24 protein-coding genes are annotated in these 22,793 nt (G+C 64.9%); 16 read left to right on the forward strand and 8 right to left on the reverse strand.

Annotation, left to right across the window (positions count from 1 at the left end):
• Positions 1-7: 7 nt before the first annotated feature.
• Positions 8-595, reverse strand: coding sequence for a PadR family transcriptional regulator (locus JQ617_RS37090; protein WP_212030666.1), 588 nt, complete (start codon positions 593-595; stop codon positions 8-10).
• 213 nt (positions 596-808) lie between these two features.
• On the opposite strand from JQ617_RS37090, the gene JQ617_RS37095 reads away from it, so the two are divergent.
• The 4 genes from JQ617_RS37095 (at position 809) to JQ617_RS37110 (ending at position 6,690) form a co-directional block, all read left to right on the forward strand.
• Positions 809-1,207: a nuclear transport factor 2-like protein gene (locus JQ617_RS37095; protein WP_212030667.1), complete on the forward strand. Its 399-nt coding sequence runs from the start codon at positions 809-811 to the stop codon at positions 1,205-1,207.
• A 41-nt stretch (positions 1,208-1,248) separates the two neighbouring features.
• Positions 1,249-3,039 (forward strand): acyl-CoA dehydrogenase C-terminal domain-containing protein, encoded by a 1,791-nt coding sequence (locus JQ617_RS37100; RefSeq protein ID WP_212030668.1) that lies wholly within the window; start codon positions 1,249-1,251, stop codon positions 3,037-3,039.
• 73 nt (positions 3,040-3,112) lie between these two features.
• Complete coding sequence (locus tag JQ617_RS37105; RefSeq protein WP_063686486.1) at positions 3,113-4,321, forward strand: acetyl-CoA C-acetyltransferase; 1,209 nt, start codon at positions 3,113-3,115, stop codon at positions 4,319-4,321.
• 155 nt (positions 4,322-4,476) lie between these two features.
• On the forward strand, positions 4,477-6,690 hold the full coding sequence (locus tag JQ617_RS37110; RefSeq protein WP_212030669.1) for an FAD-dependent oxidoreductase: 2,214 nt from the start codon (positions 4,477-4,479) through the stop codon (positions 6,688-6,690).
• A 531-nt stretch (positions 6,691-7,221) separates the two neighbouring features.
• Here the strand turns inward: JQ617_RS37110 and JQ617_RS37115 are convergent.
• The 3 genes from JQ617_RS37115 to gstA form a co-directional block, all read right to left on the reverse strand.
• A complete protein-coding gene (locus JQ617_RS37115; RefSeq protein WP_063687738.1) occupies positions 7,222-7,530 on the reverse strand; it encodes a hypothetical protein in 309 nt (102 codons plus the stop codon).
• A 205-nt stretch (positions 7,531-7,735) separates the two neighbouring features.
• On the reverse strand, positions 7,736-8,080 hold the full coding sequence (locus JQ617_RS37120) for a hypothetical protein (RefSeq protein WP_212030670.1): 345 nt from the start codon (positions 8,078-8,080) through the stop codon (positions 7,736-7,738).
• A gap of 115 nt (positions 8,081-8,195) precedes the next feature.
• On the reverse strand, positions 8,196-8,810 hold the full coding sequence (gene gstA / locus JQ617_RS37125) for a glutathione transferase GstA (RefSeq protein ID WP_212030671.1): 615 nt from the start codon (positions 8,808-8,810) through the stop codon (positions 8,196-8,198).
• Positions 8,811-8,936: 126 nt separating this feature from the next.
• Between gstA and JQ617_RS37130 the strand changes: the two genes are divergently transcribed.
• From JQ617_RS37130 to JQ617_RS37140, 3 genes are all read left to right on the forward strand, one after another.
• Positions 8,937-9,434 (forward strand): MarR family winged helix-turn-helix transcriptional regulator, encoded by a 498-nt coding sequence (locus tag JQ617_RS37130; protein ID WP_063686495.1) that lies wholly within the window; start codon positions 8,937-8,939, stop codon positions 9,432-9,434.
• A gap of 96 nt (positions 9,435-9,530) precedes the next feature.
• On the forward strand, positions 9,531-10,901 hold the full coding sequence (locus JQ617_RS37135) for a glutamate--cysteine ligase (RefSeq protein ID WP_063686497.1): 1,371 nt from the start codon (positions 9,531-9,533) through the stop codon (positions 10,899-10,901).
• A 210-nt stretch (positions 10,902-11,111) separates the two neighbouring features.
• Entirely contained in the window at positions 11,112-11,678 is a 567-nt protein-coding gene (locus JQ617_RS37140; protein ID WP_063686499.1) for a PAN domain-containing protein, read from the forward strand.
• Between the two features lie 112 nt (positions 11,679-11,790).
• On the opposite strand, the gene JQ617_RS37145 is transcribed toward JQ617_RS37140, so the two are convergent.
• The 4 genes from JQ617_RS37145 to JQ617_RS37160 all read right to left on the reverse strand — a co-directional run bounded on the left by JQ617_RS37145 (position 11,791) and on the right by JQ617_RS37160 (position 15,236).
• Positions 11,791-12,357, reverse strand: a complete 567-nt coding sequence (locus JQ617_RS37145) for a nucleotidyltransferase family protein (RefSeq protein ID WP_212030672.1) — start codon at positions 12,355-12,357, stop codon at positions 11,791-11,793.
• Between the two features lie 22 nt (positions 12,358-12,379).
• Positions 12,380-13,159, reverse strand: coding sequence for a signal peptidase I (gene lepB / locus JQ617_RS37150; RefSeq protein ID WP_212030673.1), 780 nt, complete (start codon positions 13,157-13,159; stop codon positions 12,380-12,382).
• A complete protein-coding gene (gene tldD / locus JQ617_RS37155; RefSeq protein ID WP_212030674.1) occupies positions 13,156-14,583 on the reverse strand; it encodes a metalloprotease TldD in 1,428 nt (475 codons plus the stop codon). Before tldD ends, lepB begins: the two co-directional genes overlap by 4 nt.
• 107 nt (positions 14,584-14,690) lie before the next feature.
• On the reverse strand, positions 14,691-15,236 hold the full coding sequence (locus tag JQ617_RS37160) for an invasion associated locus B family protein (RefSeq protein ID WP_063686505.1): 546 nt from the start codon (positions 15,234-15,236) through the stop codon (positions 14,691-14,693).
• Positions 15,237-15,682: 446 nt separating this feature from the next.
• On the opposite strand from JQ617_RS37160, the gene coxB reads away from it, so the two are divergent.
• The 9 genes from coxB (at position 15,683) to JQ617_RS37205 (ending at position 22,785) form a co-directional block, all read left to right on the forward strand.
• Positions 15,683-16,522, forward strand: coding sequence for a cytochrome c oxidase subunit II (coxB, locus tag JQ617_RS37165; RefSeq protein ID WP_063686507.1), 840 nt, complete (start codon positions 15,683-15,685; stop codon positions 16,520-16,522).
• 88 nt (positions 16,523-16,610) lie between these two features.
• Positions 16,611-18,239: a cytochrome c oxidase subunit I gene (gene ctaD / locus JQ617_RS37170; RefSeq protein ID WP_063686509.1), complete on the forward strand. Its 1,629-nt coding sequence runs from the start codon at positions 16,611-16,613 to the stop codon at positions 18,237-18,239.
• A gap of 60 nt (positions 18,240-18,299) precedes the next feature.
• On the forward strand, positions 18,300-19,244 hold the full coding sequence (locus JQ617_RS37175; RefSeq protein ID WP_063686511.1) for a heme o synthase: 945 nt from the start codon (positions 18,300-18,302) through the stop codon (positions 19,242-19,244).
• Complete coding sequence (locus tag JQ617_RS37180) at positions 19,241-19,417, forward strand: cytochrome c oxidase system small membrane protein (RefSeq protein WP_063686513.1); 177 nt, start codon at positions 19,241-19,243, stop codon at positions 19,415-19,417. Before JQ617_RS37175 ends, JQ617_RS37180 begins: the two co-directional genes overlap by 4 nt.
• A gap of 5 nt (positions 19,418-19,422) precedes the next feature.
• Positions 19,423-20,073 carry a cytochrome c oxidase assembly protein gene (locus JQ617_RS37185; RefSeq protein WP_212030675.1) on the forward strand — a complete coding sequence of 217 codons (651 nt, stop codon included), beginning with the start codon at positions 19,423-19,425 and terminating at the stop codon, positions 20,071-20,073.
• A gap of 79 nt (positions 20,074-20,152) precedes the next feature.
• Positions 20,153-21,049, forward strand: a complete 897-nt coding sequence (locus JQ617_RS37190; RefSeq protein ID WP_212030676.1) for a cytochrome c oxidase subunit 3 — start codon at positions 20,153-20,155, stop codon at positions 21,047-21,049.
• A 96-nt stretch (positions 21,050-21,145) separates the two neighbouring features.
• Positions 21,146-21,547, forward strand: a complete 402-nt coding sequence (locus JQ617_RS37195) for a DUF983 domain-containing protein (RefSeq protein WP_063686518.1) — start codon at positions 21,146-21,148, stop codon at positions 21,545-21,547.
• The gene (locus JQ617_RS37200; RefSeq protein WP_212030677.1) at positions 21,544-22,308 is read left to right on the forward strand and encodes an SURF1 family protein; all 765 of its coding nucleotides are present in this window, start codon (positions 21,544-21,546) and stop codon (positions 22,306-22,308) included. Before JQ617_RS37195 ends, JQ617_RS37200 begins: the two co-directional genes overlap by 4 nt.
• A gap of 108 nt (positions 22,309-22,416) precedes the next feature.
• Positions 22,417-22,785, forward strand: a complete 369-nt coding sequence (locus JQ617_RS37205; RefSeq protein ID WP_212030678.1) for a Cif family virulence factor — start codon at positions 22,417-22,419, stop codon at positions 22,783-22,785.
• Positions 22,786-22,793 lie beyond the last annotated feature (8 nt).

A 22,793-nucleotide genomic window follows, 5' to 3' on the forward strand; every position in this document is an offset into this window, starting at 1 on the left:
CGCCGATCTAACCCTTCTCCCGCTTACCCTCCTCGATCGGCACCACCGCGGCCTTGCCGCTCATCGACGACAGCGCGTCGAGGGTCTCCTCGCAGAAGTCGGCCACCATCTGCTCGTGGCGGGCGCCCAAGCGGAGCAGGAGCAGATTGCCGAGATCGAGGCGGCCTTCCGCCGTGCCGTCGGGAAAGCGCTTCTTCAGGATGCGCTCGTAATTGGCGTGGCGGTCGCGATGGTGCTCCAGGCGGGCCATCAGGTCGGTGCGCAGCGGCTCGATGTCGATGCTGTCGAGCGCATGGAGGCGGACCAGCAGGTCGTCCTTGGTCGAGGCCGGCGTGCTTGGCCGCGCGGCCCAGTGCCGCAGCGCTGTTCTACCTTCGGGCGTAAGCGTATAAACCAGCTTGTTGGGCTTGCCTGTCTGCACGACCTCGCGACCCTGGATGTAGCCGCGGTCGCGCAGCTTGGAGAGCTCGCGGTAGATTTGCTGGTGGTCGGCCTTCCAGAAGAAGCCGATCGAGGAATCGAACGTCTTGGCGAGCTCGTAGCCCGTCATCGGACGTTCCGTCAGGCATGCGAGGATTGCGTCGCCCAGTGCCATGACCGGCCTCCTGTTCTCGAACTCTGACCAATCCGCTTGACTTTATGCGCATCGGCGCATATGCGTCAATGTGCATATGAGGCGGCTCGCGGGAAGGGCCGAAGGCCCGTCCCGAAATCCAATGGAATCAACCTCCTCGCTACTGTGCATGGGGTTGTTTTCGCAACTTTTTGGACAAGGCTCCTGGAAAGCCCGTTAGGGAGGCACCCGAGAATGACCGGCCTCGATTCCTGGTACGCCTACATGAAGTCCCATGACCGCGCTGCAGCCCGTACAGCGCTCTGGGACCTGCTCCACCCCGACGCCGTGTTCGAAAGCCCCGTGGTGCATTCGCCCCAGCGCGGCCGCGACATCACCTTCAAATACCTCTCCAGCGCCGAGAAGGTGCTCGGCGGCCCCGGCTTCACCTATGTCGGCGAGTGGAAGAGTGAGAGCGGCGCCGTGCTCGAATTCAAGAATGTGATCGACGGCATCGAGATCAACGGCGTCGACATCATCAGCTTCGATACCGAGGGACGCATCACCCATTTCAAGGTGATGGTGCGTCCGCTCAAGGCGATCAACATGCTGCATCGCCTGATGGCGGAGCAGCTTGCCGCCGCCCAATCATAAGCCCAACATCATCCCTTAGAAGGCCCTGCCGGGAGAACGCCATGCCGATCTACAAAGCCCCCGTCGAAGACGTGAACTTCCTGCTCAACGACGTCTTCCAGATCGACCGCTACGACAACCTCGCCGGCTTCTCCGATGCGTCGAGCGATGTGCGCGAGGCGATCCTGGGCGAAGCCGCCAAGCTCGCCGAAGAGGTGCTGCAGCCGCTGAACCGCGTCGGCGATCTCGAAGGCTGCAAGCGCGCCGACGACGGCAGCGTCACCACGCCGAAGGGTTTTAAGGACGCGTTCAAGCAGGTCGCCGAAGGCGGCTGGCTCGGTCTCTCCGCGCCACAGGAGTTCGGCGGCCAGGGCCTGCCGGTGACGCTGTCGCAGGCGGTCAACGAATTCCAGATCTCCGCCAACATGGCGTTCTCGATGTATGGCGGCCTCACCATGGGCGCGACCGCGGCGCTGCTGGTGCACGGCACGCCGGATCAGAAGAAGACCTACGTTCCGAAGATGATTGCCGGCGAATGGACCGGCACCATGAACCTGACCGAGCCGCATTGCGGCACCGACCTCGGCATGCTTCGCACCAAGGCGGTGCGCCAGCCCGACGGCAGCTTCAAGATCACCGGCACCAAGATCTTCATCTCGGCCGGCGAGCATGACCTTGCCGACAACATCATCCACCTCGTGCTCGCCCGCATCGAGGGCGCACCCGCCGGCATCAAGGGCGTGTCGCTGTTCGTGGTGCCGAAATTCCTGGTCAATGCCGATGGTTCGGTCGGCACCCGTAACGGCGTCGTCTGCGGCTCGATCGAGCACAAGATGGGCATCCACGGCAATTCGACCTGCGTGATGAACTACGACAGTGCCACCGGCTGGCTGATCGGCGAAGAGAACAAGGGCATGCAGGGCATGTTCGTGATGATGAACGAAGCCCGCCTCGGCGTCGCCGTGCAGGGCCTCGCGCAGTCGGAAGTGGCCTATCAGAACGCCGTCGCCTATGCCCGCGAGCGCATCCAGGGCCGCGCGCTCACCGGTGTGAAGGCGCCGGACAAGGCGGCCGATCCGATCATCGTGCATCCCGACGTGCGCCGCACGCTGCTCTCGATCCGTGCCTTTAACGAAGCCGCGCGCGCCTTCGTGATGTGGACCGCGCTGAAGAGCGACGTCGCCCACCGCTCCGAAGACCCGAAGGACCGCCAGGCCGCCGACGACCACATGGGCCTGATGACGCCGGTGCTGAAGGGCTTCCTCACCGACTACGGCTTCGCCAACGCCGTGCAGGCGCAGCAGATGTATGGCGGCCACGGCTACATCGCCGAGCAGGGCATGGAGCAGTTCGTGCGCGATGCGCGCATCGCCATGATCTATGAAGGCGCCAACGGCATCCAGGCGCTCGATCTCGTCGGCCGCAAGCTGCCGCGCGACGGCGGCCGCGCCATCATGACCTTCTTCGGCGAGGTCATGGCCTTCGCCAAGGAGAACGGCGGCGACGAGGCGATGAAGCCCTTCATCACCCCGCTCTCGGCTTCGCTCGGCCATCTCCAGCAGGCGACGACCTGGCTGATGCAGAACGCGATGATGAAGCCGGACAATGCCGGCGCCGCCGCGACCGATTACCTCCATCTCTTCGGCTTCGTCGCGCTCGGCTACATGTGGGCGAAGATGGCCAAGGTGACGAACGCCAAGATTGCCGAGAGCGGGGCGACGCCCTATCTCTCGACCAAGCTCGTCACCGGCCGCTTCTTCATGGAGCGGATGCTGCCGGAGACGGCGGCCAATCTCGCGCGCATCCAGTCCGGCTGCGCCACCATCATGGAATTGCCGGCGGAAGCCTTCTGAGGCCTTCCGCTTCGCCAGAGATCGCGACCGCGCAGCGGTCGCCGCGACAATAACTGCAATCAGGAGGCTCCCCATGGCAGATGCCTATATCTACGATCACGTCCGCACTCCCCGCGGCCGCGGCAAGGCCGACGGCGCGCTGCACGAAGTCACCGCGCTGGCGCTCGCCACGGTGCCGCTGAAGGCGCTGAAGGACCGCAACAATTTGCCGGAAGATTCGGTCGACGACGTCGTGCTCGGCGTGGTCGATCCGGTCGGCGAAGCCGGCTCCGACATCGCGCGTTTCGCCGCGCTGAAGGCGGGCCTCGGCGAAGCCGTCCCCGGCGTGCAGATTAGCCGCTTCTGCGCCTCCGGCCTCGATGCCGTGAACTTTGCCGCCGCGCAGGTGATGAGCGGACAGCATGAGCTCGTGATCGGCGGCGGAGCGGAGTCGATGAGCCGCGTGGGCATCGGCGCCTCCGGCGGCGCCTGGCCGATGGATCCCTCGATGGCGGTGCCGGCTTATTTCATGCCGCAGGGCGTCTCGGCCGACCTGATCGCCACCAAGTACGGCTTCTCCCGCGACGACGTCGACGCTTATGCAGTGCAGAGCCAGCAGCGCGCGGCGAAGTCCTGGGAGGAAGGCCGCTTCGACAGGTCGATCGTGCCGGTGAAGGACATCAACGGCCTCACCATCCTCGCCAAGGACGAGCACATGCGTCCCTCGACGACGATGCAGTCGCTAGCGCAGCTGCAGCCGTCGTTCACGATGATGGCGCAGATGGGCGGCTTCGACGGCGTCGCGATCCAGTCGCATCCGGAGATCGAGCGCGTCAATTACGTGCACCATGCCGGCAATTCCTCGGGCATCGTCGACGGCGCCGGCGCCGTGCTGCTCGGCAGCAAGGAAGCGGGCAGCAAGTACGGCCTCAAGCCGCGCGCCAAGATCCGCGCGTTCGCGAATGTCGGCTCCGAGCCGGCGATGATGCTGACCGGTCCGGTCGACGTCACCGAAAAGCTGTTCGCGCGCTCCGGCATGAAGAAGTCGGACATCGACCTGTTCGAGCTCAACGAGGCCTTCGCCTCGGTCGTGCTGCGCTACATCCAGGCCTTCGACATCGACAATGCCAAGATCAACGTCAACGGCGGCGCCATCGCGCTCGGCCATCCGCTTGGCGCGACCGGTGCGATGATCCTCGGCACCGTGCTCGACGAGCTCGAGCGCACCAACAAGTCCACCGCCCTGGTGACGCTGTGCATCGGCGGCGGCATGGGCACCGCGACCATCATCGAGCGCGTGTAACGAGCAGCCGTAGGGTGGGTTAGCGCAGCGTAACCCACCTCTTCTGTTTCCGCGGATGAAGACAGCGGTGGGTTACGCCTTCGGCTAACCCACCCTACGAGACCCCGATCAACCGCCGCGCCTGAGACCGGCTGCGGCACCGAGGAGCAACCAACATGTCGTACAAGAACTTCAGGGTTGAGACCGATTCCGACGGCATCGCGCTCGTCACCTGGGACATCCCGGGCCGTTCGATGAACGTGCTCGACGAGACCTCCACCAGCGAGCTCGACGCGATCGTCAAGGCGACCACGGCCGATGCCGCCGTGAAGGGCGTCGTCATCACCTCGGCCAAAGAGGCATTCTGCGCCGGCGCCGACCTCTCCATGCTCGAGGGCATGAACCAGGCCTACGCCAAGGTCTTCAAGGAGCAGGGCGAGACCGCCGCGAACCAGATGCTGTTCGACCAGAGCCGCCGCTTCTCGCAGGTGCTGCGCTCGATCGAAACGTCGGGCAAGCCGTGGGCGGCTGCGATCAACGGCCTCGCGCTCGGCGGCGGCTTCGAGATCACGCTGTGCTGCCACTACCGCGTCGCCGCGGAGAATCCCAAGACCCGCCTCGGCCTGCCCGAGGTCAAGGTCGGCCTGTTCCCCGGCGCCGGCGGCACGCAGCGCGTGCCGCGCCTGGTCCCACCGCAGGATGCGATGACCATCCTGCTCAAGGGCGATCCTGTCACCGTCGAGAAGGCGAAGGCGCTGAATTTGATTCACGCCATCGTTCCCGCAGCCGACCTCGTCAAGGCCGCGAAGGACTGGATCAAGGGCGGCGGCAAGGCCGTCGCGCCCTGGGATGAGAAGGGCTTCAAGCTGCCCGGCGGGCCGGTGTTCTCCAAGGCCGGCATGATGATGTTCCCGGCCGGCAACGCGATCTATCGCCGCGAGACCTACGACAACTACCCGGCCGCGCGCGCGATCATGAGCTGCGTCTATGAGGGTCTGCAGTTGCCGATCGACGCGGCGCTTCGCGTCGAGTCGCGTTACTTCACCTCGGTGCTCCGCTCGAAGGAAGCGGCTGCGATGATCCGCAGCCTGTTCCTGTCGATGCAGGAGCTCAACAAGGGCGCGCGCCGTCCGAAGGACGTGCCCGCGACCAAGGTGAAGAAGATCGCCGTGATCGGCGCCGGCTTCATGGGCGCGAGCGTCGGCTACGTCTCGGCCCGCGCCGGCCTCGACGTCGTCCTGATCGACCGCGACCAGGAGAGCGCCGACAAGGGCAAGGCGCATGCGCAGAAGGTGATCGAGGACCAGATCAAGAAGGGCCGTGCCAAGCCCGCGGACGCCGAGGCGCTGCTCGCGCGCATCACGCCGACCGCGGACTATGCCGCGCTGAAGGACGTCGATCTCGTCATCGAGGCCGTGTTCGAGGACCGCAAGGTCAAGGCGGACACCTTCGCCAAGGCGCAGGAATATCTGAAGCCCGACGTGATCTTCGCGTCGAACACCTCGACGCTGCCGATCACCTCGCTGGCCGAGGGCTTCAAGGACCAGGGCAAGTTCGTCGGCATTCACTTCTTCTCGCCGGTCGAGAAGATGATGCTGGTCGAGATCATCCTTGGCAAGAACACCGGCGATGTCGCGCTCGCGACCGCGCTCGACTACGTCCGCCAGATCGGCAAGACGCCGATCGTGGTCAATGATAGCCGCGGTTTCTTCGCCAACCGCTGCGTCGGCCGTTACGTCGCCGAGGGCAACGAGATGTTCCTCGAGGGCGTGCCGCCGGCGATGATCGAGAACTGCGCCAAGATGGCCGGCATGCCGGTCGGCCCGCTCTCGCTCTCGGATGAAGTCGCGCTCGACCTCGGCCTCAAGATCATGAAGGCCACGGAAGCCGATCTCGGCCCCAACGCCATCAACCCCGATCAGAAGAAGCTGATGGTGGAGATGGTCGAGAAGCAGGGCCGGCTCGGCCGCAAGAACAGCAAGGGCTTCTACGACTATCCCGAGAAGGGCAAGGGCTCGAAGAGCCTGTGGCCGGGTCTGTCGGCGCTGCAGCCGAAGCAGCTCGACCCCGACACGCTCGACATCGAGGAGCTGAAGCAGCGCTTCCTGGTGGTGCAGGCGGTGGAAGCCGCGCGCACGGTCGAGGACCACGTCATCACCGATCCGCGCGAGGCGGATGTCGGCTCGATCCTCGGCTTCGGCTTCGCGCCGTTCACCGGCGGCACGCTGTCCTACATCGACTTCATGGGCACGAAGAAGTTCGTCGAGCTCTGCCACAAGCTGGAAGCGAAGTACGGCTCGCGCTTCACGCCGCCGAAGCTGTTGGTGGAGATGGCCGCGAAGGGCGAGACCTTCTACGGCCGATTCGCGCCGAAGAAGGCGGCAGCCTGATCGGATCTCGTAGCCCGGATGGAGCGTAGCGAAATCCGGGACAGAGTTTGCAACAGGCAAGACCCCGGATTGCGCTTCGCTGCATGCGGGCTACGCGCCTAAACAAAAGGCCGGATCATCGATCCGGCCTTTTTGCTTTCTGCGGGCGTCATCACGGTTGTGTCAGATTTGTTCCAGGTTGTGGAACCGATCACAGAATCCGCGTAGGAACCGTGCGAGAGTCCCTGCTGCCGCAGCGTCGCGCAATTGTCATAGGCGCGTCAAAGCGGCGCCGTTCTTTTGCTCGGCCCTGGCACTAGTCTTGCTGCGGGTCAGGGTCACGAATGCGTTGGGACACTTGCCGATCCCGTCGGCAAGCCGAAGACGAAAAGAAAGTTGTCCTTGATGAACTCCTTGGTGCTGCGGAAGACCGCGCTCGATCGCGATCTCACCGCAAGACATGCCGTTGCGTCCGCAACGGACCGACTCCATTCGCAACAGAAGCCGGCGCGCTTGCGCCGCAAGGGTCCGGCGCTCTGGGCCGCGTTGGCGCTACTTGTGCTGGCGGCGGACTTTTTGCTGGCCTATCTCGCCTGGGTTGCCGTCGACTTCGTCATGGGGTGAGACCGCGCGCGCGTGCAGCAGGTACGATGCCGCGAGATAGGCGAGCTGGGAGGCGGCAAGACAGATGGCGACGACGGTCACGCCCCCCACCATCCCGAAATCGTAAGCGCGCAGAACGATCGCCGCGACGATCGCGATCACAGGCGAAAAGACGACCAGCGCCCAGATCCTGAAAAAGCGACCTGTCGCTACTCCTACCAGAGCGCTTGCAACGATCAGGACGATGGCAATCGTCAACTTCAACCTCAATGAGCGCGCAAATAATCTTCAATCAATAGTGCTAGACTCGCCCGCTTCGCGGGTGCTGACAAGACAGCACCACTTAATCTTCGCGAACAGTAGTTCATAAGTCTAATCAAGGTACGATGATCCGGCGCAAACGGGGCTCGCGCCTTTGCTGTACTGCAGCAAATATGGCGGCGGGATCGGCGATCCGGCCTGCTTATTTCTGGTCGCCGAACGGCGAGAAGGCGCGGCCCGAGACCGCGTCGTCGGCCAGGCTGGCTTTCCAGGTGCCTTCATCGCCGCGGCCGATGCGGACCTCGAAACGCCAGCCGTTCTGGTTGGTGAAGGCGATGTCCGCTCCGCCCTTCGTCCTGGCGTAGCTGCAGGGGTATTCGGTCGGCCGGTCCGGAAAGACGATCTTCCCTTCCTTGCTTTCGAACACGATCGAGGTGATCTGCGGATGGACCATGAAGATGCAGCTGCGCTGCGGCGTGACCGGTGTCGACAGGCCGAGCATCGCGAGCGGCGCGCCGGCGGCAGTCATGAGGACGATCATGTTCATGGCGCAACTGTCTCGCGGGAGGTGATCCTTCGACGCCGCCGCCGATCGATTGGTTCACAATGAAGAAAGGCCGGATCTTCGATCCGGCCTTTCGATCGTCACGACTTGCGAGCGCTCAAGCGGCCTGCGCGAGCCCTTCCTTTTTCAGCGCCTCCTGCACCTGCGGGCGCGCCGCGACGCGGGCCTTGTAGGCGGCAAGGTGCGGCATGGCCGAGAAGTCGAACTTCATACGGTCGGCCCAGGTCAGCATCGTGAAGAGATAGCCGTCGGCGACCGTGAACTGCTTGCCCATCAGGTAGTCGCGGCTAGCGAGCTGGCTGTCGATATATTTCAGCTTGCCCATGACACGGTCTTTGAAGAACGCCTTGGCCTCGTCGTTCAGGGCCGGGGCGAACAGCGGGCCGAAGCTCTTGTGCACCTCGGAGGTGAGGAAGTTCAGCCATTCGAGCAGCTTGTAGCGCTCGGCGCTGCCGTGGGCCGGCGCCAGCGCCTTGGCCGAGGCCTGATCGGCGATCATCTGGACAATCACCGGGCCTTCGGTCACGATCTCGCCGCTGTCGAGGCCCAGCGCAGGGACCTGGCCCTTGGGGTTCAGCTTCAGATAATCCTCACCATTTTCGAGCTTCTTGGCCCGGATATCGACCTTGACCAGTTCGTAGGGCAGGCCGGCTTCCAAAAGCGCGATATGGGGGGACAGGGAGCAGGCGCCGGGTGAGTAATAGAGTTTCATGGAATTTCCTCCTCTTGTTGCTTGGCTCGGGCGAAAGAACGCCTACATGCATCTGCATGCAATAGTCAAGATTGATGCAGGTGCATCGAATGAGGTAAGAGACGGGCGACGAGCTTGAGCGGGACCATGAAACGCAAACCATCGACCGAGGCCACTTCCGCCTGGATCCGCCTGATGCGGGTGCAGAGCCGCGTGCTCGACTGCGTCGAGCAGGATTTGAAGAAGGCGGGGTTCCCGCCGCTGGCATGGTACGACGCCCTGCTCGAATTGTCGCGCGCGCCGTCCGGCGAGCTGCGGCCCGTCGAGCTCGAGCGGCAGATGCTGATCCCGCAATATTCCACCTCGCGCCTGATCGACCGCCTGGTCGACGAGGGGCTCGCCTCCCGGCGCGAATGCAAGATCGACAAGCGCGGCCAGTTCGTCGAGATCACCGAAGCCGGCCGCGAGCTGCAGAAGCGGATGTGGGGCGCCTATTCGGCCGCAATCGAGAAATATGTCGGCTCGAAACTATCCGATGCCGACGCCGTCAAGCTCAGCGGCCTGCTCGACCGGCTGGGCTGCTCGTGCGGCGAGATGAAACTGCCGCCCGTCGCCAGCGTCAACGAAACTTCGCCGTCGCGATGATCGACGGCAACCCAGCACGTCCGCGCGCCCGGTGGGTTCGCGGACCATCCCTGTCACCCGCGCATTCGGTCGAAGCGCTTTTGATTAGAGTTTGAAATGGCGCGAGACCAGATCGATATGACGCCGCTGCAATCGCGTGACGAACTCGTCGCGTGGTTCGAAGCCGGCTGCAAGGACCCGTCCGAATTCCGCATGGGCACCGAGCACGAGAAGACGCCGTTCACGCTCGAAGGCCATCGTCCGGTGCCTTACGAGGGCGCGCGCGGCATCGGTGCGCTGCTCGAAGGCATGAAGCTCCTGCTCGGCTGGGAGCCGATCATGGAGAAGGGCAACATCATCGGCCTCTACGACGTCACCGGCGGCGGCGCGATCTCGCTCGAGCCGGGCGGACAGTTCGAGCTCTCGGGCGCACCGGTCGAGAACGTGCACCAGACCCAGAGCGAGCTGATGGCGCATCTCGCCCAGGTGCGCGAGATCGCAACGCCGCTCGGCATCGGCTTCCTGGGCCTCGGCATGACGCCGTCATGGTCGCGCTCCGACATCCCGGTGATGCCCAAGGGCCGCTACAAGATCATGACCAATTACATGCCGAAGGTCGGCCAGTACGGCCTCGACATGATGTACCGGACCTGCACCGTGCAGACCAATCTCGACTTCTCCTCCGAAGCCGACATGGTCAAGAAGCTGCGCGTCTCGCTCGCGCTTCAGCCGGTTGCGACGGCCCTGTTCGCCAATTCGCCGTTCACCGAAGGCAAGCCGAACGGCTTCCTCTCGTTCCGCTCCGAGATCTGGCGCGACACCGACAATGCGCGCGCCGGCATGATGCCCTGGGCGTTCGAGGACGGCATGGGCTTCGAGCGCTATGTCGACTACGCGCTCGACGTGCCCATGTACTTCGTCAAGCGCGGCGACGATTACATCGACGTGTCGGGCTCCTCGTTCCGCGCCTTCTTCGACGGCCGCAACAACAACCTGCCCGGCGAGCGTCCGACGCTGTCGGACTGGGCCAACCATCTTTCGACGATCTTCCCGGAGGTGCGGCTGAAGCGCTATCTCGAGATGCGCGGCTCCGATGGCGGTCCCTGGGGACGCCTGCCGGCGCTGTCGGCATTCTGGGCCGGGCTGCTCTATGACGATGTGTCGCTCGATGCCGCCTGGGACATGGTGAAGCACTGGAGCGCGCATGAGCGCCAGGCGCTGCGCGACGACGTGCCGCGCTTCGGCTTCAAGGCGCGGATCAAGGATCGCTATCTGTTCGAGATCGCCAAGGAATGCCTCGTTCTGGCACATGCGGGCCTGCGCCGCCGCGGCCGGATCGACCAGCTCGGACGCGACGAGACGCGGCACCTCGAGCCGCTCGACCGCATCATCGATTCCGGCCGGACGCCGGCCGAGGAAATGCTCGAGAAGTTCAACGGCCCCTGGAAGGGCTCCGTGGAACCGGCCTACGCGGAATACGCGTTCTAGAGCCATTTCCGTTCCGATAAATCGGAACGGGGCTCTGGATTCTTATTTTGACGCGTCTTTACGCGAACCGGTACCCACTTCGCGCGAAAGCGCTCTACGCCGATAGGCCAACGCCCAGGACTTCAGCCGTTCATCGCCCATACAGGTTTGCGGCGATCAAATGACCGGCTGAAAAACCCGAGCGTCGTCAATAACTCGAAAGCTGTTCCGATGGGGAAGGGCCGCCTGCATGGGGCCGTCATGGCAAGCCTCGTGGCATGCGCCGCGCTGCTGTTGCTCGCGTTCGCGGGCGTGCCGGCGCGCGCCCAGACGGCGTTCGACCGGCCCGGCGGCGATTATTTCAGCCAGCCGGTGACCTCGGGCGACCCCGAGGATTGCGCGCTGTTGTGCGAGCGCGACCGCAAGTGCCGCTCCTGGAGCTTCAGCTATCCCGACATCGACGGCGCCGCGGCGGTGTGCTGGCTCAAGAACACCGTGCCGCCGCGCGTGCCCGGCAATTGCTGCATCTCCGGCGTCCGCGGCGCCGGCGTGATCGAGCCGCGCGTCGAAGGCGTGGAGACGTCGATCGACCGCCCCGGCGGCGACCTGCGCAATTTCGAGCTCAAGGACGGCGAAAGCGTCGAGGCCTGCAAGGCCGCCTGCACCGCCGACAACAAGTGCCGCGCCTTCACCTATTCCCGCCCCGGCTACACCGGGCGCGAGGCGCGCTGTTACCTGAAAAAGGAAATCAAGCCGCCGCGCCGCAAGCCGGGGTTCACCTCGGGAGTGGTGAGATAGGCCGGTGCCGTAGGGTGGGTTAGCTGCGCGAAGCGCGGCGTAACCCACCACTGTTTGTCTCCCACGGAAGCGAAAGAGGTGGATTACGCTTCGCTAATCCACCCTACGGATCTCACTCTGCCGCGATCACCGTGAGCTCCGGCCACAGCGCCTTCCAGCGCGCGGCCTTCGCCGCGTAGCTCGCTGCGGAAAAATTCGGGCCTGGATTGGGCCGTGCGATCAGCCCTGCGACATCACCAAAGCCATGCGGCGCGTAGACCTCGTAGCCGTCGCCGGCGCGTCTCGCTCCGATTTGCGTGTTCTGCGTCAGGAAACGATCGATGCCAGCGGCCGAGCAGCTCAACGGCGGATAGGGCAGGCCATGCTTGGCCGGGTACCACAGATGCACGCGCGCCTGGTTGCGGATCTCGATCTTGACGCCGAGATGCCCGAGCCGCGCGTGCAGCGTGCGGATCACCGTATCCTCCGCCTCCCACGAGGTATCACGGTCGAAATAGAACGCGTCGTAATCGGCGATGCCGTGATCGATCGGGCGGCCCGTAAGCACGTTCCACACCGTCTGCACCAGGCAACCCGAGACCAGCCAGGCGTCGGGAAGGGCGAGACGTGCGAGTTCTTCGATGATCGTAACGTTGACGGGATTTCTCAGCGCGAGCGCGAGGAATTCGTCTTGGTTCATCGCGAGGCGAGGCGACTTCTGTTCAATGCACGGCGGTGAAGAACCGCGCGAGCCGGAAGCCGGACAGCCAAGTGTAGACAGGCTGGCTGCGCATGCCGAGATCCCAGGAGCCGACCACGGCATCCGCACGCCCGATCAGATTGTCGATCGGCAGCAGGCCGACGCCACCGGAGCGCAGGGGCACACGGCTGTCGGCGGAGTTGTCGCGGTTGTCGCCGAGCACGAAGAGGTGGCCGGGCGGCACCGTCACCTCCTGCGTGTTGTCGAGCGGACCGTTGTCGCGCATCTTGAAGATCAGGTGAGAGACGCCGTTCGGCAGGGTCTCGACATAGCGGTAGGCCGGCTCGCTGCCGCCATTGTCGTCCTCGGCAGAGCCGACGCCGTCGGGCTTCAGCTCGGCGGGGCGGTCGTTGATGAAGAGCTGGCCCTGCCGCATCTGGATGCGGTCGCCGGGCAAGCCCACGACACGCTTGACCCAGGCCTGGGAGCGATCGCCGGGCCAGCGGAACACCACGACGTCGCCCTGCTTCGGCGTTTCCGCGAAGACGCGGCCGCTCTCGGGCAGGTTGATCTGGATCGGCAGCGACGAGGTGCCGTAGCCGTAGGGGAATTTCGAGGCGAGCAGGGCATCGCCGATCAGCAGCGTCGGCTCCATCGAGCCCGACGGCACGTAGAACGGCTCGGCGAGCGCGCCCTTGGCGATGAACACGGCGGCCACGATGCCGGCGAGCTGAATGATCTGTCCGCCCCAGCCGCTGCTCTTGCGCTTGGCGGGCGCAGTTACCTTGTCTTCAACGCTCATGCGCCCGTTCCACCCACCGTAATGCGTTCCATCAGAAGCGACGGCTGGCCGACGCCGACAGGCACGCCCTGGCCGTTCTTGCCGCAGGTGCCGATGCCGGTGTCGAGCGCAAGGTCGTTGCCGATCATGCGGATGCGATGCAGGTCGGTCGGCCCGTTGCCGATCAGCATGGCGCCCTTCAGCGGCGCGCCGATCTTGCCGTTCTCGATCTTGTAGGCCTCGGTGCACTGGAACACGTACTTGCCCGAGGTGATGTCGACCTGGCCGCCGCCGAAATTCGCGGCGAACACGCCGTTCTTCACGGAGGCGAGAATCTCGGCCGGATCGCGGTCGCCGGCGAGCATGTAGGTGTTGGTCATGCGCGGCATCGGCACATGGGCATAGCCCTGGCGGCGGCCGTTGCCGGTCGGCTTCATGTTCATCAGGCGCGCGTTCTGGCGGTCCTGCATGTAGCCGACCAGGACGCCGTCCTCGATCAGCACGGTGCGGTTGGTCGGCGTGCCCTCGTCGTCGATCGAGAGCGAGCCACGCCTTGAGGCGATTGTGCCGTCGTCGACCACGGTGACGCCCTTGGCCGCGACCTGCTGGCCCATCAGGCCGGCGAAGGCGGAGGTCTTCTTGCGGTTGAAGTCGCCCTCGAGGCCGTGGCCGACCGCTTCATGCAGCATCACGCCGGGCCAGCCGGCGCCGAGCACGACGTCCATCTCGCCGGCCGGGGCCGGAATCGATTCCAGATTGACCAGCGCCTCGCGCAGCGCGCCGTCGGCGGCGTCGCGCCAGTTCTTGCTCTCGATGAATTCGGCATAGCCGGCGCGGCCGCCATAGCCCTTGCTGCCGCTCTCCTGGCGGTCGCCCTGTCCGGCGACGACGGAGACGTTGACGCGCACCAGCGGACGGATGTCGCGATAGCTCTCGCCGTCGGGCCGCAGGATCTCGACGACCTGCCAGGTCGCACCCAGGCTGACGCTGACCTGCCGCACCCGCGGATCCTTGTCGCGCAGATAGGCGTCGATCTCGGCCAGCAGCTTGACCTTGGTCTCGAAACCGGGGGCATCGAGCGGATTGTCGTCGCTGTAAAGACGCACGTTGGTATGCGCTGGCGGGGCGGCAAAGCTGCCCGAATAGCCGCCGCGCACGGCCGCCACCGCGTCGGCGGCGCGAATCAGCGCCGGCAGCGACACGTCGGAGGAATGGGCGTAGCCGACCGCGTCGTCCTTGACGGCGCGCAGGCCAAAACCCTGGGAGGTGTCGTAGGTCGCCTGCTTCAGCCGCCCATTGTCGAACATCAGCGCTTCGGTCTGGCTGTACTCCAGGAACAATTCGCCGTCGTCGGCGCCGGCGAGCCCGCGCGCGACCTCGTTGCGAACCTGGTCGCGATCGAGATTGGCACGGTCGAGCAGGGAGGTCGTGGCAGGGTTGGTCATGTGTCCGTCCATTATCGGGGGATGCGGGCAAGATAATGGTTTCGGCCCGGTTCCGCGAGGGCGCGAAGCCTCACATTACGGAAACAATAGGATTGCAGCGGCCAAGCTTACGGCAGCTTGTCGTAGCCTTCGCCGAGCCCGTTCAGGCTGAGCGGGAAGCCGATGCCCTCTTCCGGCGTCTCGAAGATGATGAAGGTGGCGGTCTTGGCGCTGCGGAGCTGGCCGAGCAGCTTGTCGTCCATGACGACCTCGGCGACGCAGCCATTGGGCAGGCAGCGGACGAAGCCGGCGCGGCCGACGTCCTGGTTGTCGAGCTTGAGGCCGAGGCCGGAGGGCAAGAGGACGCCGAGCGGGGCGACGACCCGCATCAGGCGGCTCTTCTGGTCGGCGGTCTTGAGCACGATCACGGTCAGGCCGGCATTGGAGCGGTCTTCGGCCACCACGCTCTGGATCAGGGCGCATTGCTCGGTCTGGGCGCCGGGCGGGGTGTCGCAGCGAATCTGCCAGTCGCCATGGACGGAGCGCACCGCGCCCTGCGCATGGGCAAGGCCCGGGAGGGCCAGGAGGACGGCCGCGGCAAGCAGGGCCGCAAGCGCCGTGAGGCCGTTAGCCTGCCTCTGAGCCAGCCTTGCCATGCATCTCGAAAGCCCCATCGGGGTCGGTCCCTCTGCTCGCTTGGGTCGCTTGCGCGGGTGGACTGATACGGAAATGACGGCGTCTTGAAGGCAATTCCCAAGCAAATTCCGCGCCGCCGTGGCCGCCGCCGCCGGCACGAATCAGGTTCCTGTGCGGCCGTTCGCAAGTGCCTACAGCGGGCAATTCCGCTGTCAAGCCGCGCCATCCCGGGAAACGGTATTTTTGTCTGATCTTACTAGGAAATATCTTGCGGGTGATCGCTGACAGACGGGCCTCAAGACTGCATTGCGATAGATCAAGAATTATGGTTTGAGAGGCTTGATTTCGGCGTTCTAGCGATCTGGCCCCAATTCCTCTTAGAGGTATTCTTGAGCGGCGGTTTGTCAGACGGACGAATCGAATAAGCGTTCCCCAGAAATAGGGGAGTGCACTTGGGGTGATTTCGTAAGGGGAGCGCGACGGCATGAGGATGTCGATGGGCCGGGTAGGCCGGCATATGCTGGGATTGGCCGTTGCTGGCCTGACGCTGGCGACGGGCGGTTCGGCATTCGCCGAGCTTGGACAGCCGGCGCCGTGGGAGTGGACGCTCCAGCAGTCCGCCTCGCCGGTGATGGATAACATCGTCTGGTTCCACAACTTCCTGTTCGTGTTGATCACCCTGATCACGCTGTTCGTCCTGGCGCTGCTGGTGGTCGTGGTGCTCAAGTTCAATGCGAAGGCCAATCCGGTGCCGTCGCGGACGACCCACAACACGCTGATCGAGGTGGTGTGGACCCTGGTTCCGGTGCTGATCCTGGTCGGCATCGCGGTGCCGTCGTTCCGCCTGCTGTTCCTGGAGCTCGACGTGCCGAAGGCGGACCTGACCATCAAGGCGACGGGCAAGCAGTGGTACTGGTCGTATGCCTATCCCGATAACGGCAAGTTCGAGTTCGACTCGCTGATGGCCCAGGACAAGCAGCCCCGCCTGCTCGGCGTCGACAACGAGATGGTGGTGCCGGTCAACAAGGTGATTCGCGTCCAGGTCACGGGCGCCGACGTCATCCACGCCTTCGCGCTGCCGGCTTTCGGCGTCAAGATCGACGCCATTCCGGGGCGGCTGAACGAGACCTGGTTCAAGGCCACCAAGACCGGCATGTTCTACGGCCAGTGTTCGGAGCTTTGCGGCAAGGACCACGCCTTCATGCCGATCGCGATTCGCGTCGTGGAGGACAAGGAGTTCGCCTCCTGGGTCGAGACGGCGAAGAAGAAGTTTGCGAGCGGCGGCACCAGCACCTACGCCTCCGCGGCCGGCCCGACGCAGTAAGCGCCGGGTCCAGGCTCGAGGGGATCGAAAGCGAAATAAAGGGCGGGACCTCCAAAGGTCCGATTGGGACGCAAGGCAGGATTTGAAAATGGCAACCAGCGCAGCGGCACACGGCGATCACGCGCAAGACCACGGACATGACCACGAGCACGCCCATCCGACCGGATGGCGGCGCTACGTCTATTCGACCAACCACAAGGACATCGGCACGATGTACCTGATCTTCGCGGTCATCGCGGGCATCATCGGTGCCGCGATGTCGATCGCGATCCGTGCCGAGCTGATGTATCCGGGCGTGCAGATCTTCCACGAGACGCACACCTACAACGTCTTCGTGACCTCCCACGGCCTGATCATGATCTTCTTCATGGTCATGCCGGCGATGATCGGCGGCTTCGGCAACTGGTTCGTGCCGCTGATGATCGGTGCGCCCGACATGGCCTTCCCGCGCATGAACAACATCTCGTTCTGGCTGCTGCCGGCCTCCTTCGCGCTGCTGCTGATGTCGACCTTCGTCGAGGGCGAGCCCGGTGCCAACGGCGTCGGCGCCGGCTGGACCATGTACGTGCCGCTGTCGAGCTCCGGTCACCCGGGCCCGGCGGTCGACTTCGCGATCCTGTCGCTGCATCTGGCGGGCGCTTCGTCGATCCTCGGTGCCATCAACTTCATCACCACCATCTTCAACATGCGCGCGCCGGGCATGACCCTGCACAAGATGCCGCTGTTCGTGTGGTCGATCCTGGTGACGGTGTTCCTGCTGCTGCTGTCGCTGCCGGTGCTCGCCGGTGCGATCACGATGCTGCTCACCGACCGCAATTTCGGCACGACGTTCTTCGCGCCCGACGGCGGCGGCGACCCCGTGCTGTTCCAGCATCTGTTCTGGTTCTTCGGCCACCCCGAGGTGTACATCCTGATCCTGCCGGCCTTCGGAATGGTCAGCCAGATCGTCTCGACCTTCTCGCGCAAGCCCGTGTTCGGCTATCTCGGCATGGCCTACGCCATGGTCGCGATCGGCGGCATCGGCTTCGTGGTGTGGGCACACCACATGTACACGGTCGGCATGTCCTCGGCGACGCAGGCCTACTTCGTTGCTGCGACCATGGTCATCGCGGTCCCGACCGGCGTGAAGATCTTCTCGTGGATCGCCACGATGTGGGGCGGCTCGATCGATTTCCGCGCCCCGATGATCTGGGCGGTGGGCTTCATCTTCCTGTTCACGGTCGGCGGCGTCACCGGCGTCGTGCTGGCGAACGCCGGCGTCGATCGCGTGCTGCAGGAGACCTATTACGTCGTCGCGCACTTCCACTACGTGCTGTCGCTCGGCGCGGTGTTCGGCATCTTTGCCGGCTGGTACTACTGGTTCCCGAAGATGACGGGCTACATGTACAACGAGACGCTGGCGAAGGCGCATTTCTGGGTCACCTTCATCGGCGTGAACCTCGTGTTCTTCCCGCAGCACTTCCTCGGCCTGTCGGGCATGCCGCGCCGCTACGTCGACTATCCCGACGCGTTCGCGGGCTGGAACCTGGTGTCGTCGGTCGGCTCCTACATCTCCGGCTTCGGCGTGCTGATCTTCCTCTACTGCGTGCTCGACGCTTTCATGAAGAAGGTCCCGGCGGGCAACAATCCGTGGGGTGCGGGCGCGACCACGCTGGAGTGGACGCTGCCCTCGCCGCCGCCCTTCCATCAGTTCGAAGTGCTGCCCCGCGTGCAGTAAGCCATCTTCCGCGGCGCCCGCCATGGGCGCCGCGGCTCTATAACGAAGCGAGTTGAACTAGTGTCCGTCCTCGACCAGAACGCCATCGATATCAATCCCCGCATCTCCGAAGCGGAGGTTGGCGATTATCTCGCGCTCCTCAAGCCGCGGGTGATGTCGCTGGTGATCTTCACCGCGCTGGTCGGCATGGCGATGGCGCCCGGGCATTTCCACTGGGTGCTGGCGATCACTTCGCTGCTCTGCATCGCCGTCGGTGCCGGTGCCTCCGGCGCGCTCAACATGGCGCTGGAAGGCGACATCGACGCCAAGATGTCGCGCACGGCGAACCGGCCGATCCCGCGCGGCCGCATCACCCGCGGCGAAGCGATGGCATTCGGCCTGACGCTGTCCTTCTTCTCGGTGATGACGCTGGGCATCCTCGTCAACTGGATCGCGGGCGCGCTGCTCGCCTTCACCATCTTCTTCTACGTCGTGATCTACACGATGGGCCTGAAGCGCTGGACCACGCAGAACATCGTGATCGGCGGCGCCGCCGGCGCGCTGCCGCCGGTGGTGGCCTGGGCCGCGGTCACCGGCACGGTCGACGTCGAGCCGCTGCTGCTGTTCGCCATCATCTTCTTCTGGACGCCGCCGCATTTCTGGGCGCTGGCGCTGTTCCGCTCCGACGATTATGCGCGCGCCGGCATTCCGATGCTGCCCAACGTCGCCGGTCCCGACGCGACGCGTCTGCAGATCCTGCTCTACACCATCGTGCTGATCGCGGTCGCCGCCGCGCCCTGGGCGCTCGGCTATTTCGATGCCGTCTATGGCGTGGTCTCGCTGATCCTTGGCGCCGGAATGCTGGTGCTCGCGATCAACGTCTATCTGCGCCGCGAGCGCAGCCAGTCGCTGCGCGCGACCCGCAAATTGTTCGCCTTCTCGATCCTGTATCTGTTCGCGCTGTTTGCGACCCTGCTGGCCGAGGTCGTGTTCCGGGCGCTTGCTCCGATGGTTGGGGGCGCATGATCGCAGCAATGGCCGACAAACCCGAGCCAGATGGAATCGTCCTCACCGAGGCGCAGAAGAAGAGCCGTCGTCAGCGCTCGATCGCGATCGCGCTCGCGCTCGGCGTGCTCGTCGTTCTGTTCTTCGCCGTCACCATGGTCAAGGGACCGGCGGTGCTAGTCCGGCCGATGTAGGAAACATGGATCACGAGCCGACCATATCGCAGGATGTCAGCGCCAAGCCGGCCAATGGGGCCGCCAAGGGCCGCGGGCTGGGGCGTGATGTGGTGGTCGCCTCGATCTGCGGCGCCGTGGTGGCGCTGATGGTCGGCGCCTCCTACGCGGCGGTGCCGTTCTACAACTGGTTCTGCCGCGCCACAGGCTTCAACGGCACCACCCAGGTCGCGACCTCGGCGCCCACCACCGGTCCGATCGCGCGGAAGATCGCGGTGCGTTTCGATTCCAACGTCGCGCCGGGCCTGCCCTGGAAGTTCGAGCCGGAGCAGAGCGAGATCGAGGTCAATATCGGCCAGGTCGTGACCGTGTTCTACACCGTGACCAACCAGGCCGCGCGGACCACCGCAGGCCAGGCCGCCTACAATGTCGCGCCGCTGACGGTCGGCTCCTACTTCCAGAAGATCAATTGCTTCTGCTTCACCGAGCAGACCATGGCGCCCGGCGAGAAGCGCGAGATGCCGGTGGTGTTCTACGTCGATCCGTCGCTCGCCGACGACCACGAGAACGACGGGCTGAACACGATCACGCTGTCCTACACGTTCTATCCGGTGAAGGATCCGGTGGTGAAGCCGCTCGCATCCGGCGAGAACGACAAACGCAAGGGAAATCTCTGATCGCCGGGCTTTGGGCGCGGCAGGTTGGAAACAAGGGGATAAGTGCCTGATAGGCACGGGATTGAGGAGAGAGACGGAAATGGCTACGGCTCAAGGCAAGCAACACGACTATCACCTGGTCGATCCCTCTCCCTGGCCGGCCGTCGGTTCGCTCTCGGCCTTCATCATGGCGGTCGGCGCGATTGCCTGGATGCATCACATGTTCTCGGCGGCGCCGATCGTGTTCGGTGTCGGCACCGTCGGCGTGCTCTACACCATGGCGAGCTGGTGGGCCGACGTGATCAAGGAAGCCCAGTACAAGGGCGACCACACCCGCGTCGTGCAGCTGCATCACCGCTACGGCATGATCCTGTTCATCGCCTCCGAGGTGATGTTCTTCGTGGCCTGGTTCTGGGCCTATTTCAACGCAGCGCTGTTTCCGGCCGACGCCGTCCACGCCACCCGCGACGCCGTGTTCGGCTGCGGCCTCGGCACCCAGGCCGGCGCCTGCGCGGTCCCCGGCACCTGGCCGCCGAAGGGCATCGAGACCTTCGATCCCTGGCACCTGCCGCTGCTGAACACGCTGATCCTGCTGACGTCGGGCACCACCGTGACCTGGGCGCACCATGCGCTGCTCGAGAACGATCGCCAGGGCCTCAAATACGGCCTGATCCTCACCGTCGTGCTCGGCGCGCTCTTCACCTGCGTGCAGGCCTATGAGTACAGCCACGCGGCGTTCTCCTTCGCCGGCAACGTCTATGGCGCGACCTTCTTCATGGCGACCGGCTTCCACGGCTTCCACGTGCTGGTCGGCACCATCTTCCTGCTGGTCTGCCTGTTCCGCGCCTATGCCGGCCACTTCACGCCGAAGCAGCACCTCGGCTTCGAATTCGCCGCCTGGTACTGGCACTTCGTCGACGTGGTCTGGCTGTTCCTGTTCCTCTGCATCTATGTCTGGGGACACGGTGCCGAGGCCATGGCTCACGGCGCGCACTGAGCCGCAATGGATTGATGGGAAAGGGCGGCCGCAGGGCCGCCCTTTCGCTTTCTGCCCGCCGCAGGTTTCGGCGGAACTGTGATAGAGTCTGCCATCATGAACGACACCGCCGGCCCCTCGGAGCCCGAAACCACCGTCCTGCAAAGCGCGCTGCGCGGGCTTGCCTGCAAATGTCCGCGCTGCGGCCAGGGCAAGCTCTATGCGGGCTTCCTGACGCTTGCCCCCGCTTGCGACCGCTGCGGGCTCGACTATGCCTTCATCGATGCCGGCGACGGTCCGGCGATCTTCATCATCATGCTGGCGGGCGCGATCGTCGTCGGCTGCGCGCTGGTGGTCGAGGTCAAATATCAGCCGCCGTTCTGGCTGCATGCGGTGCTCTGGCTGCCGCTGATCCTCGCCACCACGCTGTTGCCGCTGCGCTCCATGAAGGCCCTGCTGATCGCGCTGCAATACCACCACAAGGCGGCGCCGGGCCGGCTGATCGACCGCGCGAAATGAACTCAACCGCGCGCAAGCCTCGCGTGGCCGGCTTCGCGCTGTTCACGCTTTTCCTGACCGCCGTCTTCGTGGCGCTCGGCGTCTGGCAGCTGCAGCGCCGTACCGCGAAGCACGAGCTGGTCGCGGCCCTCACCGAGCGGCTCGCGCAGGCGCCCGTCGCGCTGCCTTCGCCCGCGCAGTGGGCCGCGCTCGATCCCGCACGCGACGAATTCCGCCGCGTCACCTTCACCGCCACCTACGCGCCCTTGCCCGACGCGATGGTCTATTCGTCCGGCTCGGCCGTGCGCAAGGATGCCTCCGGCCCCGGCACCTGGGCGTTCCTGCCGGCGCGGCTTGCAGGCGGCGAGGTCGTCGTAATCGACGCCGGCTTCGTCGAGAACACGATGCAGGACCGCAGCGTGGAGGATCGCGCGGTGAAGAAGCTCGTCACCGGACAGCCGGTCGTGCTCACCGGCTATCTCCGCTTTCCGGAGGCCTCGGGCTGGATGAATCCGGCGGAGAATCGCGACAAGCGGCTGTGGTTCGTGCGCGATCATCGGGCGATCGCAAGCGCGCTTGGCTGGGGCGCGGTGGCGCCGTTCTACGTTGACCTCGAGCAGCCGGCGCCGGAGAACAACGTCCCGCGTCCGGGGCCGCTCGACGTGCATCTGAAGGACGACCATCTGCAATACGCCATCACCTGGTTCACGCTCGCAGGCTCTGTGCTGATCGCATTCGGCGTCTGGGTGAGAACGCGGCGGGAAAGCCAGGGACGCCCGTAGGTTCCCGGTGGGAACCCGGAATCGTCCGGGCTTTATTATTCAGCACATATTCACGACTGTGATCCTAAGCCGCGCTTGAGTTTGTCCGCGGCAGAACAGGAATGCGCCGTGAGTGATTTTGATCAGATGGGTGTTGTCGTCGATTGGGTGGATGCCTGCAGGACGGGCGACCTTACGATGTTGCTCGACCTCTATGCCGACGATGCGCAGGTCGAATGCACGTGCAACGGCACGCAGCATTATCATCGCGGCCGGCGCGAACTCGAAAGCTATTGGGGCTCGCGGCTCAGCGCCTATCTGGCGGCGGGTTTCGGCCTGGAGGAGATCGAGCCGGCGCCGCATGGCGTCGATCTCGAATATTCCGTCGCCGGCGCGCTGCGTATCCACGCCTCGTTTCGTTTCAGCCCGGAAGGCAAGATCTACAGCACGCTGTGCACGCCCTCGCGACAGAACGCCCACGAGGGCTGCGCCTGCTGACGCATGAT

This window comes from Bradyrhizobium sp. KB893862 SZCCT0404 (genome assembly GCF_018130885.1).
GTDB lineage: Bacteria > Pseudomonadota > Alphaproteobacteria > Rhizobiales > Xanthobacteraceae > Bradyrhizobium > Bradyrhizobium stylosanthis.

Excerpts from the sequence above, each read along its gene's own strand:
- JQ617_RS37090 (WP_212030666.1), bottom strand. The coding sequence starts at position 595 with ATGGCACTGGGCGACGCAATCCTCGCATGCCTGACGGAACGTCCGATG.
- JQ617_RS37095 (WP_212030667.1), top strand. The coding sequence starts at position 809 with ATGACCGGCCTCGATTCCTGGTACGCCTACATGAAGTCCCATGACCGC.
- JQ617_RS37100 (WP_212030668.1), top strand. The coding sequence starts at position 1,249 with ATGCCGATCTACAAAGCCCCCGTCGAAGACGTGAACTTCCTGCTCAAC.
- JQ617_RS37105 (WP_063686486.1), top strand. The coding sequence starts at position 3,113 with ATGGCAGATGCCTATATCTACGATCACGTCCGCACTCCCCGCGGCCGC.
- JQ617_RS37110 (WP_212030669.1), top strand. The coding sequence starts at position 4,477 with ATGTCGTACAAGAACTTCAGGGTTGAGACCGATTCCGACGGCATCGCG.
- JQ617_RS37120 (WP_212030670.1), bottom strand. The coding sequence starts at position 8,080 with ATGAACATGATCGTCCTCATGACTGCCGCCGGCGCGCCGCTCGCGATG.
- gstA (WP_212030671.1), bottom strand. The coding sequence starts at position 8,810 with ATGAAACTCTATTACTCACCCGGCGCCTGCTCCCTGTCCCCCCATATC.
- JQ617_RS37130 (WP_063686495.1), top strand. The coding sequence starts at position 8,937 with ATGAAACGCAAACCATCGACCGAGGCCACTTCCGCCTGGATCCGCCTG.
- JQ617_RS37135 (WP_063686497.1), top strand. The coding sequence starts at position 9,531 with ATGGCGCGAGACCAGATCGATATGACGCCGCTGCAATCGCGTGACGAA.
- JQ617_RS37140 (WP_063686499.1), top strand. The coding sequence starts at position 11,112 with ATGGGGAAGGGCCGCCTGCATGGGGCCGTCATGGCAAGCCTCGTGGCA.
- JQ617_RS37145 (WP_212030672.1), bottom strand. The coding sequence starts at position 12,357 with ATGAACCAAGACGAATTCCTCGCGCTCGCGCTGAGAAATCCCGTCAAC.
- lepB (WP_212030673.1), bottom strand. The coding sequence starts at position 13,159 with ATGAGCGTTGAAGACAAGGTAACTGCGCCCGCCAAGCGCAAGAGCAGC.
- tldD (WP_212030674.1), bottom strand. The coding sequence starts at position 14,583 with ATGACCAACCCTGCCACGACCTCCCTGCTCGACCGTGCCAATCTCGAT.
- JQ617_RS37160 (WP_063686505.1), bottom strand. The coding sequence starts at position 15,236 with ATGGGGCTTTCGAGATGCATGGCAAGGCTGGCTCAGAGGCAGGCTAAC.
- coxB (WP_063686507.1), top strand. The coding sequence starts at position 15,683 with ATGAGGATGTCGATGGGCCGGGTAGGCCGGCATATGCTGGGATTGGCC.
- ctaD (WP_063686509.1), top strand. The coding sequence starts at position 16,611 with ATGGCAACCAGCGCAGCGGCACACGGCGATCACGCGCAAGACCACGGA.
- JQ617_RS37180 (WP_063686513.1), top strand. The coding sequence starts at position 19,241 with ATGATCGCAGCAATGGCCGACAAACCCGAGCCAGATGGAATCGTCCTC.
- JQ617_RS37185 (WP_212030675.1), top strand. The coding sequence starts at position 19,423 with ATGGATCACGAGCCGACCATATCGCAGGATGTCAGCGCCAAGCCGGCC.
- JQ617_RS37190 (WP_212030676.1), top strand. The coding sequence starts at position 20,153 with ATGGCTACGGCTCAAGGCAAGCAACACGACTATCACCTGGTCGATCCC.
- JQ617_RS37195 (WP_063686518.1), top strand. The coding sequence starts at position 21,146 with ATGAACGACACCGCCGGCCCCTCGGAGCCCGAAACCACCGTCCTGCAA.
- JQ617_RS37200 (WP_212030677.1), top strand. The coding sequence starts at position 21,544 with ATGAACTCAACCGCGCGCAAGCCTCGCGTGGCCGGCTTCGCGCTGTTC.